The organism is Lentzea sokolovensis (assembly GCF_033949975.1).
In the GTDB taxonomy this organism is placed as follows: domain Bacteria; phylum Actinomycetota; class Actinomycetes; order Mycobacteriales; family Pseudonocardiaceae; genus Lentzea; species Lentzea sokolovensis.
Genome location: NZ_JAXAVU010000014.1, coordinates 323,297 through 336,698 on the forward strand (window position 1 = coordinate 323,297; position 13,402 = coordinate 336,698).

Here is a 13,402-nt window from a genome sequence, read left to right on the forward strand (position 1 = left end):
TCCTCGCCTCATGCACCCCAGGGCGGCGCGTGCCCTGGGGTGTTTCCGCGTTGCTGCTGGCGGGATGTGCCGCGCCTGCTCCCCCGCCCGCGCCGCCGGTGTCCCCGTTCAACGCCACGGACACCGCGTGGGTGCAGCTGATGATCCCGATGAACGAACAGCTCCTGCCGGCACTCGACGTCGCCCCGCCCGCGCTCGCCGAGTTCGCCACCGAGCTCAAGGCCTCGCACTCGGACGAGTTGGTCCACCTGCGGCAGCTGCGTGACCGGGCAGGACTGCCGGACACCAACCCGCACGCGGGCCACCAGATGCCGGGCCTCGTCTCCGAAGCCGACCTGCTGGCCATCAGAACGGATCCTTCCGCGCTCACCGAGAAGCTGCGCGAGCACCTCGACCAGACGGCGAAACTCGCTCGCGGTGAACAGGAGAACGGAACGGACGCCGCGACCAAGGAGTTCGCGGCGTCCGTCGAGTCATCCCGCAGGGATCAGCTCACCAGGCTCGGTCAGGGGTAGTTCACGACGTACCGGACCTGGTTCGCCAGGTCCGCCTGACCGCCGGTGCCGTTGATGACGTTGGCGATGGTGCCGACGCCGCCCAGCGACACGGCCACGAGATGCGTGAACCGGACACCCGACCGGTTCGGCGCCTCGAAACCGTTGTCCGTCACGATGCTCGGATCAGCCTGGTTGAAGGCGTACACGCCGACACCGAACGCGTCGTGCGTGGTCACCGAGTCGGCGACCTTGTAGCCGGCCCAGCCCCGCTTGGACCCGTTCATCCACGCGGCCTGGTTCGGCGGGTCGTACGGCAGCTCGTTCTGGTACAGGTAGACGCGGCCGCCGTTGCCGTTCCACACCAGGTTGTGCTGCTGGTAGTGCTCGACGAACAACCCGTACGCGATCACGTTGTCGCCGTTGACGACCACGCCGTTCTGACCGGGGTTGGCCGTCCAGCTGACGCCCGCGCCGTGGTCGGCCCGCCACACCCAGGTGTGGTCGATGATCGTGTTGCGGCTGTTGACGCGCATGCTGACCGTCGCCTTGCCCGCCTGTGACCCGCCGACGCGCAGGTACACGTCGTGCAGCGAGGTCGGGTTGGCCGCGTGCGAGGTGGTGTTGGAGTCACCGATCTCCAGCAGCACCGGGGAGTTCTGCACGCCCGCGTCGACCAGGAACCCGGCCAGCTTCACACCGTCCACATCGGACGTCGTGAGCGCGGCCTTGCCGGTGGTCGGCGTCAGGGTCGCGAGGCCGAGGCCCAGCACGACGGTGTTCGGCCGGGTCACCCGGATCGTGTCGTCGAGCTGGTGGATGCCGGGCGTGAGCAGCAGGTGCTTGCCCTGCGTCAGCGCGGCGTTGATCGTGGCGGCCGGCGTGCCGGGCTTGACGATGAAGAAGTCCGCGAGCGACACCGACGTGCCGGGGTTGCCGTTCTCCCAGCTCGTGCCGCGCGAGTTCTGGCGCAGCGCGGGCAGGAAGACGCGGTACTCACCGGAGTTGTCGAAGTACAGGTACGGCTTCTCGCGCGTCACCGGAGAGTTGTCGACGGTCGTGTGCGACGGGTTCGGGAAGTTGTTGGGCGGTGCGCCCTGGGTACCGGCGAACACCATGTTCCACACCGAGCCCGACCAGCCGCCGGCGAGGTTGCTGTTGCGGGTCAGGAACTGCTGCTGCGAACCGGAGACGGTCACGCCGTCGATCTTGCTGTCCACGATCAGGCCACCGCTGGCCCAGCCGTCGTAACCGTTCCACAGATGCGCCTGACCGCGCAGGTGCATCCGCCGGTACGCGGTGGCCTGCGAGACCGCCCAGCGCTCGATCTGGTTGGGCGGCAAGGTGACCGACAGGTTCTCGGCGCCGCGCCAGAAGTTCTGCGTGGCGTTGCCGAGGTTGTTCGGGTCGTCGCCCTGCTGCAACCAGTCGGCCTCGACGCGGATGTGGCCGTTGATGTTCACGTCGTCCGGCATCAGGCCGAGACCGACGATCTGCGTGTAGAACCGGAGGTTCACATCGGCGTTGTAGCTGCCGGGTTTGAACAGCACGGCGTGCCGCTGCGGACCGAACTGGTTGGTCTTCATCTGCGTCGCGATGGAGTCGAGCCGTGACTGCATCTCCGACTGCGACGAGCCCGGACCGTAGACGTACACGTTCGGGCCGAAGTCCGGGTTGCGCGGGTCCGTCGGCGTGACGCCGGGGGTGTCGGGCGTGGTGGTGAAGACTCCGAGCTCCCACAGGGAATAGCCGTAGCCGGTGCCGCGCTGGGTGCCGAGCACGCGCAGGTAGCGGCCGGTCCCGGTGACGTCGACCGACTGCGTGCCGCCGGTGCCGGTCGTCGTCGAGTACACGCTGCGCCACGAACCGGAGTCGGCGGCGTTGTCGGTCACCTGGACCTGGAACGCCTTGCCGTACGCGCCCTCCCAGCTCAGGGAGACGCGGCAGACCTGCTGGCTGGAGCCCAGATCGACCTGGATCCACTGAGGGTCGGAGAACTGCGAGGACCACCGCGTGCCCGCGTTGCCGTCGACGGCGGCGGAGGCGGGGGTGCCGCCGTTCTCCGTGGAGGACGCGGTCGCGGGACGGTTGAGGGCGACGTTGGAGGTGCCGCACGCGGCGGCACCCGCTTGGGAGGTAACGCTGATCGTTGTCACGAGACACAGAGCGGCAGCGGCGAACGCGGCGGCCCTGGACAGGGTTGAGCCCATGATCCTGCCTGACGGGGGAAGGGCTGAAAGCCTTGGACAGGGGCGTGAGAGCGCTCTCCCAAGGGACGTTAACGCCGGGTGTCGAACAGGTCAATCAGGCAGAGGCCCGTACGACGAGTTCCGGTTCGAAGATGACGGATTTCGGCCGTTGTCCCGGTTTTTCGAGGTCCGCGAGCAACAGGTCGGCCATCTGCGCGGCGATCCGCTCCACCGGCTGGCGGATCGTGGTGAGCTGCGGCCGGCAGGCCAGGGCGGGCGCGCTGTCGTCGAACCCGACCACGGCGACGTCATCGGGAACGCGCAGGCCGTGCTCGTGCAACACGTCCACGGCCGCCTGCGCCATCAGGTCGTTCGCGGCGAACACCGCGTCGAGGTCGGGACACTCGACGAGGAGCCGGTGCATCGCGGCCGCGCCGCTCTCGGCGGTGAAGCCGCCCTCGACGGTCGGGACGTACGGGATACCGTGGCGGGCCATGGCGTCGCGGAAGCCGGCGTGCCGGTCCTGGCTCGCCAGGACGTCCATCGGACCGGAGATCGCGGTGATGTTGTACCGCCCCGCCGCCACCAGGTGGTCCGCGGCGAGCCTGCCGCCCGCGCGGTGGTCCATGTCGACGTAGCTGACCGGCATCGGCCTGCCGGGCCGCGCGTAGAGCACCGAGGGGACACCGGCCTCCAGCAGCCGGGCGGGCAACGGGTCGGCTGGATGCGTGGACACCAGCAGCGCGCCGTCGGCGCTGCCCTGTCTGAGGAACTCGACGACCTCGGTCCGCGCGTGGTCCGAGTCGGCGAGCATCAGCACCGGGTGCACGCTGTGGCCGCGCAGGAAGTCGACCACGCCGGCCGTCACCCGGCCGAAGAACGGGTCGGTGAACACGTCCGATCCCCCGCCCGCGCCGGAGATCACCAGCGCGACCGTGCCGGTGCGCCGGGTGACGAGAGACCGGGCCACGCGGTTGGGCGTGTACCCGGTCTGCTCGATCGCGTTGCGCACCGTCTCCTGGAGTTCAGGATCGACGTTGCGCGTGCCGTTGACGACCCGTGACACCGTCGCGCGGGACACGCCCGCGATTCTGGCAACGTCCTCCAACGTGGGTGCGACCTTGCTCATGCACCGGTTGTACCACGATCGGAGAGCGTTCTCCCAACATCAAGAGGTGACGACCACGTCCTTGATCGCACCAGGCCAGTAGTCGACGTTCTGGCCGTTGTACTTGGCACGTCCCACCGCGAGCGCGCCGGTGCTCACGATCGCCGGTCCCGCCGGGGCCGTGGCCACCAGCGCGCCGTCGACGTAGAGCCGGATCTCGCCGCCCTTCCTCTCTCCCTTGAGCTCGTACCAGCGGCCGATCTCCGGCGTGGTCTCGAACCGGGCGCGGTTGCCGCCCGGTGTGCTGAACGCGAACGCGCCCTGGCCGTACTGCAGGTAGAAGGGGTTCTCCCGCTCCCGGCCGTCCTGGCTCACCGCGGAGACATAGCCTCCCGGCACCTCGTTCAGCCGCACCTTCGCCGACACCGTGTAGTCCTTGGTCGTGTCGACGACGGGTCCGTAGGTCTCCGCCGAGCCGTTGCGGAACTCCAGCGCCCCGTCCTTCCAGGTGGCGCCGGACGGGCTGAGCGTCAGCGGGTTCTTGCCGGTCGAGTCCTTGGCCGTGCTTCCCTTGGTCTCGTTCAGCTTCCACTCGCCGCTGCCCGCGTACGGGTACGGCTTGCCCGCGTTCGCCCCGGCCTCGATGACCCGCCGGTTGATCTCGCGGACCGGACCCGGATCGACCTTGATGCGCTTGCGGTCGTAGGTCCAGAGCCCGTTGAGTTCACCCTCGAGGTCGGTGACCTGCGTGTAGACCGACGCGGACATCTCCGCGCGGGCCTGGCCGAGGTAGAACGTGCGGGTGTTGTCGACGTACTTCGCCGTCAGCGCCGCCTTGTCCGCCACGCCGCTGTAGATCGCGATCGGCGCACCGGGCCACTGGTGTCCCGGCGTGCGCAGTGTGAAGCCGCCGTGCTCGCCGTCCATCACGACGCGCTTGCCGTCCGGACGGGCCGGGTCGGTGTTGTTGTAGTCGTGGTGGTCGATGACGTCGCCCTTGCCGCTGTCACCCTTGGAGGCACAGCAGTTCACGCCGCTGTGGGCGCTGACGACGCGGCTCGGGTCGAGCGCCTTGACCTCGTCGGTGATCTGACCGGTCACGGTGCGGTCCCACTCGCCCCAGCCCTCGTTGAACACGATCCAGGCGTAGATCGACGGGTAGTTCTGGAGCTGGTGCATCAGCTCCTTGCCCTCCTTGACGAACCGCTCCTGCGAGAGGGGGTTGTTGCCGTCCTCCAGCGCCACGAAGTCCTGCCACACCAGCAGTCCGAGCCGGTCCGCGTGGTAGTACCAGCGGGCGGGTTCGGCCTTGATGTGCTTGCGGACAGCGTTGAAGCCGAGGTCCTTCTGCGCCTTCAGGTCGAAGATCAGCGCCTCGTCGCTCGGCGCGGTGTTCAGGCCGTCCGGGTAGAAGCCCTGGTCGAGCTGCATCAGGTTGAAGATCGGCTGGCCGTTGAGCGTCAGCTTCGGGGTGCCTCCGACGTTCGCGATGCCGGTGGAGCGCATGCCGAAGTAGCTCTTGACCTTGTCCTTGCCGAGCGTGATGTCGAGCTTGTAGAGGTACGGGTCGTCCGGCGTCCACAGGTGCGCGTTGGGCACCGGCAGCGTCAGGTTCGAGTTCGCCGGTCCGGTGACCGTGCCGACCTGCTTGCCCCTGGCGTCGCGCGCGACCGCGGTGACGGTGGCGTTGCCGGCGGACTTGACGTTGACCTTGAGCGTGCCCGTGGTGAGGTCCGGGGTCGTCTTGATCTCGTCGATGCCCTTGTCCGCGACCGGTTCCAGCCACACGGTCTGCCAGATGCCCGACGACGGCGTGTAGAAGATGCCGCTGGGGTTGGGCGACTGCTTGCCCTTGGGCTGGTTCGGGCCGGTGGTGTCGGTGACCGCGACGACGATCTCCTGCTCACCGCGCTTGAGAGCGTCGGTGATGTCCGCGCTGAACGCCGTGTAGCCGCCGGTGTGCTCCGCGACCAGCTTGCCGTTCACCCAGACCTTGGCCTCGTAGTCGACCGCGCCGAAGTTGAGCTTCAGCCGTTGCCCGGAGCCGATCTTCCAGTCGTGCGGGACGGACACCGTGCGGCGGTAGAACATGTGGTCCTCGTGCCGTTCGAGTCCGGAGAGCTGCGACTCGATCGGGTAAGGCACGACGACCTTCTCGCGCAGCTTCTTGCCGAACACCGGCTGCTCGCCCGCCTTGGCGCCCGCGAACTCCCACGGCCCGTTGAGGTTGAGCCACTTGTCGCGTTCCAGCTGCGGCCTCGGGTACTCCGGCAACGGGTTGCGCGTGTCGACCTTCTCGCCCCACGGCGTCCTGAGCCGTTCCGCGGAGACGTTGCCGGTCGAGCGGGCGGTCCTCTCGACCTTCTTGCCGTCGACCGCGAGCGCGCCGGCGCCGTCGTAGTAGATGCGCACCCGCTGGCCTTTCAGCACCCGCTCGCCCAGCCGGATCGTGGCCTTGTTGCGGTTCGCGGTGATGAGCGAGATCGGGAACGGCGTGGCGTCGACGTCGATGCGCAGATGGTCCTTGAGGTCGTTCACGCCCGTGACGCGGCCACCGAAGTCCGCGGTGAGGGTGCGACCGTCCTTGGAGACCTCGGCCGTGCGCGGCACCACCTGGAAATCGGCGGGCGGCGTGAACGCGGACTCCGGCACGAGCTGCTTGGCGATGGCCGGGCTCGACCAGCGCAGGAACATGTTGGCGCCGCCGACGTCCTGGAACATCTCCAGCTTGAACGCGTACTGACGCCCGGCGGTGAGCGTCACCGGCGCGCTGGTCTGCTCGCGGTCCCAGTCGGGCACCCAGTGGTCGATCACCGGTTTGTCGTCGATCAGCAGCCGGAAACCGTTGTCGCCGATGGCGTGGAACGTGTAGTCGCCGGACTGCGGCACCGCGATCTGCCCGGTCCAGCGGGCCGTCGTGTGCTCGGTGCGGCCGTTGAGGAACCCGAAGACGCCGGTCAGGTCACCCTGGTTGATGTCGGCGTCCAGCACGGTGCCACCCAGGGTCGCGAAGTCCCGCGCGCCCGGTGCCGACATGCTGAAGTACTCGCCCTTGAGGCCGTGCACGGGCTCGGCGGCACTCGCGGACGGCAGTCCGGGCGCTATGCCCAACGCCAGCAGCAGAGCGACGAGGACGGGGGCGGCTTTCTTCATCAGCGAAGATCCCCTTCGATTTTACAACGTTGTAAGAGCGCTCCCATACATCCACGCACACGGTTCTGACGCGGTGCTACGGCCGAATGGAGGTATCCGGCATGTCAAACCGGACAAGTTTCCGGGAAGTTACGGCAGGTGCCTGGATCGTTCGACCTGGCGCCGGAGCTCCCCGGACACCTCGGGCCCGCGACCGGACCACCGGACGGACCGCAGGTCAGACACGACGACGGGGCGCGGGCGTGTGCAGGGCTGCCACCCCGGCACCGACGACCGCGGCGATCCCGTTGACGTTGTCCCCGGAGACCACGCGCTCCCTGATCGGCACGCCGAGACGCGCCGCCGCGCGGGAGACAACCCTCGGGGCTGGGCTTGCCCCGCGTCACGTCGTCGCTGCCGATGATCACCGGCCGCTGGGGCATCCGAGCCCCTCGCGGCCTCCGGGAATCGGTTCGGTCGAGCCGGCGTCGGCGATCTCGATGGCGTCGATGCGCCGCACCGCGTGAGCGTGCACGACGGCAGGCACGTGCAGCCGGACGGTGTCCGCCGAACGCCGGCCGTGCACGCCGCGCAGGACCTGGCCGGGATCGGCGCCGAACTCGTGCGTCCACGCGCGTTCGGCGGCGACCGTCGAGTCGGCCAGCACGCCGTCCAGGTCGAACAGCACACCCCCGGCAGGCCAGGTTCAGCGTCTCCTCACCACGCCGGCAACGTCGTCCTGATCGAGTCACGGCCGTCGCGCAGCCGCCGACCGGACCGCGCGTTGCCCACCGCCACCACCTCCGCGAGGATCGACAGCGCGGTCTCGGCGAGCGACGCGCCACCGAGGTCGAGTCCGGCTGGACCGCACACGCGTTCCAGGCCGGGCACTCCCTCCAGCCGCCGCAACCGCTGGGCGTGCGTGGCTCTGCTGCCCAGGGCGGCGACGTGCCCGGCCCCGCTGCCCAGCGCGGCACGGATCGCCAGGTCGTCGATGCGCGGGTCGTGCGTGAGCGCGACCACGGCGTCTCCCGGTCCGAGCGAGGTGATCCACTCATCCGGCCAGGCGCGGATCACCTCGCAGGACACCGGAAACGCCCCCGAGGCGACGTGACCGGGCCGGGGATCGAGGATGACCACCCTGCGGTGCAACGACTCCGCCAGCGCGGCCACACTTGCGGCGAGGTCGGTGGCACCGACCAGGACGAGCGTGTTCCGTCCCGGCAGCTCCTCGACGAACGCCGGGCCGTCGACGGGAGCGGTTCCCACCGACCACGCGTACGGCGGGGTCAGGTCGATCCGCACGGACAGCGGCCGGTCGTTCGTGATGGCCGAGGTGATCGCCGAACGCACCGGATCGTCCGGCACGTGCGTGAGCAGCACCCGCAGTTCCCCAGCGCAGGCAGGGGTTTCCTCCCACGGCATGAGGTGCGCGCCCGGCGCGACGACGGCGACCCCGGGCGCCTCGCCGTCGAGCACGGCCCGGGCCGCGTCGAGCACCATCCCCTCGACGCAGCCGCCGGACACCGACCCGCGCCACGTTCCGTCCGCCGCGATCGCCATGGTGGCGCCGAGCGGACGCGCACCCGGTCCGTCGCGATCGACGAGCCGGGCGAGCACCATCGGCGAGTCCCGTTTCTCCACCACGAACGGCCACACCTCGCGCAGCACGGTCAGTCCTCGATCACGCGGTCGAGCGTGATCGGCAGCCGGCGCTGACGCTTGCCCGTCGCGTGCCACACGGCGTTCGCGACGGCCGCGGCGACCGCCACCGTACCGATCTCGCCGGGTCCCTTGAGCCCCAGCGGGTTGTCCGGCTCGTGGTCGTCCACGACGTCGGCGTCGATGTACGGCACGTCCGCGTTCGCCGCGAAGTGGTAGCCGGCGAAGTCCGCGTTCACCTGCCTGCCCGTCACCTCGTCGCGCACGACCTGCTCGTGCAAGGCCATGGACAGCCCCATGATCATGCCGCCGACCAGCTGGCTGCGCACCATCAGCGGGTTCACCACCCGGCCGACCGCGAACCGCCCGACCAGCCTGCGCGCCCGCACCTCCCCGGTCGCGGGATCGACCGCGACCTCGGCGAAGATCGCGCTGTAGGCGTGCCGTTCGCGGGGCGGCAGGCTGAAGATCTCGGTGGTCGTGTCCGAGGTGACCGACACCGGCAGCGGCGGCTTCGACTCCAGTTGAGCCAGCAACTCCTTGGCCGCCGACGAGATCGCCCAGGACCACGACGTCGTGCCGAGCGAACCTCCCGCGCCCCAGGCCGGTCCCAGAGCGCTGTCGCCGATCCTGAGCCGGATCTTCGCGCGGTCGACGTGCAGCACGTCCGCGGAGATCGCGGTCAACGCCGTGCGCGCGCCGGTGCCGATGTCCATCGCCGCGATCGCGACGGTGAACGTGCCGTCCGGCTCCGCGGTGATCGTCGCCGACGACGGGAAGGCGGTGGTGAGGAACGAGGTTCCGGCCATCCCGGTGCCGATCAGCAGGTGGCCTTCGCGCCGCCGTCGAGAGCGATGGTCGCGACCGGCCCAGCCGAACGTCCGCGCGCCCTCCTCCACGCAGCGCAGGAAGTTGCGGCTGGTGAACGGATGCCCGCTCACCGGGCCGACCTCGGGTTCGTTGCGGCGGCGCAGGTCGAGCGGGTCGATCCGCAGGCGTTCGGCGAGTTCGTCCATCGCGGACTCCAGCGCGAACGAGCCGGGCGCGGTACCGGGCGCGCGCAGCGAGTTCGGCGGCAGGATGTGCAGCGGCACCACGTTGATCCGGGTGCGGATCGCGTCGGCGGCGTAGAGGACCTTGGCGATCTCCACGCAGTTCTCGATGTACTCGGCCTTCACCGAGAGCTCGAACGCGGCCTCGTGCCCGATCGCGCGCAGCCGGCCGTCGGCGTCGGCGCCGAGCCGCACGTGCTGCTCGGTCGCGGCCCGCGCGGACGTCGTCAGGAACACCTCTTCCCTGGTCAGAGCGACCCGGACCGGCCGCTGGAACACCAGCGCGGCCATCGTCGCCAGGATCAGCTGCGGTCCCACGCCCGTCTTGCCGCCGAACCCGCCGCCGAGCTGCTCGGCCTCGACGCGCACGTCCGTCAACGGCCTGCCGAACAGCACCGACAGCATCTGCGCCGTGCCGAACGGGGCCTGGTTCGTGTCGAACGCGCGGATCTTGCCGTCCTCCAGCCAGACCGTCGCCGCGTGCGGTTCCATCGCGCAGGCGGACTCCGGCGGCGTGAAGTACCGCTCCTCCACCGTGACGGCGGATCGGGCCAGCTCGGCGTCGAGGTCACCCTTGTTCGCGTCCGGGCCGAACGAGGTCAGCGCGGGCCGCAGCGACGGATGACCGGCCGAGAAGGCGATGTCGTGCGGTTGCTCCACATAGGACACCCGCAGCCGTTCGGCTCCCGCCCGCGCCTGCTCCGGCGTTTCCGCCACGACGAGCGCGACCGGCCAGCCGCCGTGCTCGATCTCGTCGTTCTGCAACAACAGGAACTGCCCGTCGGGGCCGAAGAACGGCGAGCCCGCCTCCGGGTTGAGGCGTGGTGCGGTGCGGTGGTCGACGACGCCGATCACGCCGGGCGACGCGAGGGTCTCAGCGGTGTCGATGCCGGTGATCCGGCCGCGGGTGATCGTGGCCGTGACAAGGGCGCCGTGTGCCATGCCCTCGACCGGGATGTCGGCGGTGTAGCGGGCACGGCCGCGCAGCTTGTCCTCGCCCTCGACCCTGGTCCACGACGAACCGATCGCCTCGGGGGTTGTCGTCATCGTGTCACTCCGCTCGGGTCAGGTCGGTCAGCACGGCCTGGACGAGGTTGCGCGCGAGCGACACCTTGTAGCCGTTGTGCGGCAACGGTGTCGCGGCGGCCAGCTCGGCAACGGCTGCGGCGCGGAACATCTCGGGCGTGGCCGGGCCGCCGAGCAGCCGTTCCTCGGCGATCTTCGCCCGCCACGGGTGCGAGGCGACGCCGCCGAGCGCGATGCGGACCTCGTGCACCCGGTCCTCCCGAACGGTCAGGTCCGCTGCCACCGACACGGTCGCGAAGGCGTAGGACGCGCGCTCACGGACCTTGCGGTAGCGCGACCGGCCGCCCTCCTTGTGCGGCAACGTGACCGAGGTGATCAACGCTCCGGCGGGCAGGGCGGTCTCGACGTCCGGCGTGTCGCCGACCGGCGGGAAGAACTCACCGATCGGGAGCTCACCCTGGCCGGTCAGCGTCTCGTACCGCACGACCGCGTCGAACAGCATCAGCGCGACGGCCATGTCCGACGGGTTGGTCGCGACACAGCTGGACGACGTGCCGAGAACGGCGTGATTGTGGTGCTCGCCTTCCAGCGCCGCACAACCGCTGCCCGGCACGCGCTTGTTGCACGCGGAGGCCAGGTCGGCGAAGTAGGCGCATCTGGTGCGCTGCAGGAGATTTCCGGCGACAGTCGCCATGTTGCGCAGCTGCCCGGACGCACCGGCCAGCACCGCCTGCGACAGCGCTGGATAACGGCGGCGGATCTCCGGATGCGCGGCGGTCTCGCTGTTGGTCGTCGTCGCGCCGATGACCAGGTCACCGTTGGAGGCCTCGCTGATTCCGGCCAACGGCAACGCCCGCACGTCGATCAGCCGGTCAGGTGTCTCGACGCCGCGCTTCATCAGGTCGACGAGATTCGTGCCGCCGGCCAGGAACTTCGTGCCGGCCTCGGCGACCGACGTCAGCGCGTCGTGGACGGCGGTCGCGCGGCGGTAGGCGAACTCCTTCACCGCTTCACCTCTTCGCGTTCGGCGGCGTCGAGCACGGCCCGCACGATCGACGGGTAGGCCCCGCACCGGCAGAGGTTCCCGCTCATCCGCTCGCGCACCTCGTCGGCGTCGAGCTCGCACACGTGGTCCGGCGACACGTCGGCCGTGACCGCGCTCGGCCAGCCCGCGCGGTGTTCGGCGAGCACCCCGACCGCCGAGCAGAGCTGCCCCGGTGTGCAGAACCCGCACTGGAACCCGTCGAGCCGCAGGAACGCCTCCTGCACCGGCCGCAGCTCGTCGTCCGCCGCGAGCCCTTCGACCGTGGTGACCTGGGCGCCGTCGGCGGCGACCGTGAGCGTCAGGCACGACACCACGCGCCTGCCGTCCAGCAGCACCGTGCACGCGCCGCACTGGCCGAGGTCACAGCCCTTCTTCGGGCCGGTGTTCTTCGTGTCCTCGCGCAACGCGTCGAGCAACGACCTGCGGTGGTCGACCGTCAGGCGGTGGGTCTTTCCGTTGACCTTCAACGAGATCTGGCTGCGAGTGGCGTCAGTCATCGCCCTCCCCTTCGACTGATTCGATCGAATCAGCGAACGACGGCCGGGAGGTGAACGATGCTCTCGCGCTCTTGCCTGATCGTCCCGCGCCTCAGCGGGCCGGGCCGGTCGACCCCCTCTCCACGAGGCGGACGTCCAGGGTGGCGGGCCCCGGCGGTTCCTCGTCGCGTTCGATCTCGCCGATCAGCATCGCCACGGCCGTCGCGGCCTTCGCCGGGAGGTCCTGCGCGATCGTGGTCAGCGTCGGCCGGACGTACCGGCAGAGGTCCAGGTCGTCGAAGCCCATCACCGAGACGTCGTCGGGCACGCGCGCCCCGGTCTCCTGCAATCCGGCGACGACGCCGATGGCGAGGATGTCGGCGGTGGCGAACACGGCCGTGGCCGACGGGTGGTCGGTGCGCAGGCGACGGCCCAGCGCGACGCCGTCGTCGTAGGTGGTGTTGGCCGCCTCCACCGCGCAGTCGCCGCCGAGGGCCTCCTTGAAGCCCTGGAAGCGTTGCCACACAACGCCTTGACCGGCGAACCGCGGACCGGCGAAGACGACGTCGACGTGGCCGAGGGCCCGCAGGTGCTCGGCGGCCAGCCGGCCACCGGTGGCGTCGTCGGTGCGCACGCCCCTGGTCACCGGGTTGTCCGCGTAGCTGTCCACCGCGACGATCCGGGTGCGGCCCGCCGAGCTCGCGGTGAACGTGGCGATCTCCTCGTCGAGGAAGCCCAGAAGCAGCGCCCCGTCGAGGTTCCAGGCCCGCAACGCCTCCGCGACCTCGCCGGGGCGGGCGATGCCGCGCAGCAGCACGTCGTAGGCGCGCTTGCGCAGCTCTCGCTCCAGCTGGCCGATGATCGCGACGTTGTGCGGGCTGATCGTCAGGCTCTCCTCGTCGGCCGCCGGCACCAGCACGCCGACCATCCGCGACGACTTCGCGGCGAGGCTGCGCGCGGAGTGGCTCGGCACGTACCCCAGCTCCACGACGATCCGCTGGATCCGCTCGATCGTCGCGGGAGAGACCCTCGCGCTGTTGCCGTTGATGACGTTCGAGACCGTCATCATGCTGACGCCCGCCTTCTGGGCGATGTCCTTCAACGTGACCCGCACGCTCGCGTTCCCGCCTTCCCCGCTCGGCTGCCGCTCGGTTGACAGCATGGCACGGGTCACATTACCGTCATTTCAGGTTGAGCGCTAAACCTACTTTCAACCTT

At 70.0% G+C, this 13,402-nt stretch carries 10 protein-coding genes; 1 reads left to right on the forward strand and 9 read right to left on the reverse strand.

The features are described 5' to 3' along the window. Positions 1-29: 29 nt before the first annotated feature. A complete protein-coding gene (locus tag SK854_RS35595; RefSeq protein ID WP_319979530.1) occupies positions 30-515 on the forward strand; it encodes a DUF305 domain-containing protein in 486 nt (161 codons plus the stop codon). Here SK854_RS35595 and SK854_RS35600 read toward each other — a convergent pair. The 9 genes from SK854_RS35600 to SK854_RS35640 form a co-directional block, all read right to left on the reverse strand. Further along, positions 506-2,704, reverse strand: a complete 2,199-nt coding sequence (locus tag SK854_RS35600) for a discoidin domain-containing protein (protein WP_319979531.1) — start codon at positions 2,702-2,704, stop codon at positions 506-508. The two genes, SK854_RS35595 and SK854_RS35600, sit on opposite strands and share 10 nt — an antisense overlap. Positions 2,705-2,798: 94 nt before the next feature. Continuing rightward, positions 2,799-3,812: a LacI family DNA-binding transcriptional regulator gene (locus SK854_RS35605; protein WP_319979532.1), complete on the reverse strand. Its 1,014-nt coding sequence runs from the start codon at positions 3,810-3,812 to the stop codon at positions 2,799-2,801. A 39-nt stretch (positions 3,813-3,851) separates the two neighbouring features. Next, positions 3,852-6,944, reverse strand: a complete 3,093-nt coding sequence (locus SK854_RS35610) for a PA14 domain-containing protein (RefSeq protein ID WP_319979533.1) — start codon at positions 6,942-6,944, stop codon at positions 3,852-3,854. Between the two features lie 403 nt (positions 6,945-7,347). Further along, a complete protein-coding gene (locus SK854_RS35615; protein WP_319979534.1) occupies positions 7,348-7,611 on the reverse strand; it encodes an HAD family hydrolase in 264 nt (87 codons plus the stop codon). A 29-nt stretch (positions 7,612-7,640) separates the two neighbouring features. Then, a complete protein-coding gene (locus SK854_RS35620) occupies positions 7,641-8,594 on the reverse strand; it encodes an XdhC family protein (RefSeq protein ID WP_319979535.1) in 954 nt (317 codons plus the stop codon). 2 nt (positions 8,595-8,596) lie between these two features. Continuing rightward, a complete protein-coding gene (locus SK854_RS35625; protein ID WP_319979536.1) occupies positions 8,597-10,684 on the reverse strand; it encodes a xanthine dehydrogenase family protein molybdopterin-binding subunit in 2,088 nt (695 codons plus the stop codon). A 4-nt stretch (positions 10,685-10,688) separates the two neighbouring features. Then, positions 10,689-11,669 carry an FAD binding domain-containing protein gene (locus tag SK854_RS35630; protein WP_319979537.1) on the reverse strand — a complete coding sequence of 327 codons (981 nt, stop codon included), beginning with the start codon at positions 11,667-11,669 and terminating at the stop codon, positions 10,689-10,691. Further along, positions 11,666-12,205, reverse strand: a complete 540-nt coding sequence (locus tag SK854_RS35635) for a (2Fe-2S)-binding protein (RefSeq protein WP_319979538.1) — start codon at positions 12,203-12,205, stop codon at positions 11,666-11,668. The genes SK854_RS35630 and SK854_RS35635 overlap by 4 nt, the downstream gene beginning before the upstream one ends. A gap of 91 nt (positions 12,206-12,296) precedes the next feature. Next, positions 12,297-13,346 carry a LacI family DNA-binding transcriptional regulator gene (locus SK854_RS35640; RefSeq protein ID WP_319979539.1) on the reverse strand — a complete coding sequence of 350 codons (1,050 nt, stop codon included), beginning with the start codon at positions 13,344-13,346 and terminating at the stop codon, positions 12,297-12,299. Between the last annotated feature and the right edge of the window lie 56 nt (positions 13,347-13,402).

Excerpts from the sequence above, each read along its gene's own strand:
- SK854_RS35625 (WP_319979536.1), bottom strand. The coding sequence starts at position 10,684 with ATGACGACAACCCCCGAGGCGATCGGTTCGTCGTGGACCAGGGTCGAG.
- SK854_RS35635 (WP_319979538.1), bottom strand. The coding sequence starts at position 12,205 with ATGACTGACGCCACTCGCAGCCAGATCTCGTTGAAGGTCAACGGAAAG.
- SK854_RS35640 (WP_319979539.1), bottom strand. The coding sequence starts at position 13,346 with ATGCTGTCAACCGAGCGGCAGCCGAGCGGGGAAGGCGGGAACGCGAGC.
- SK854_RS35605 (WP_319979532.1), bottom strand. The coding sequence starts at position 3,812 with ATGAGCAAGGTCGCACCCACGTTGGAGGACGTTGCCAGAATCGCGGGC.
- SK854_RS35610 (WP_319979533.1), bottom strand. The coding sequence starts at position 6,944 with ATGAAGAAAGCCGCCCCCGTCCTCGTCGCTCTGCTGCTGGCGTTGGGC.
- SK854_RS35600 (WP_319979531.1), bottom strand. The coding sequence starts at position 2,704 with ATGGGCTCAACCCTGTCCAGGGCCGCCGCGTTCGCCGCTGCCGCTCTG.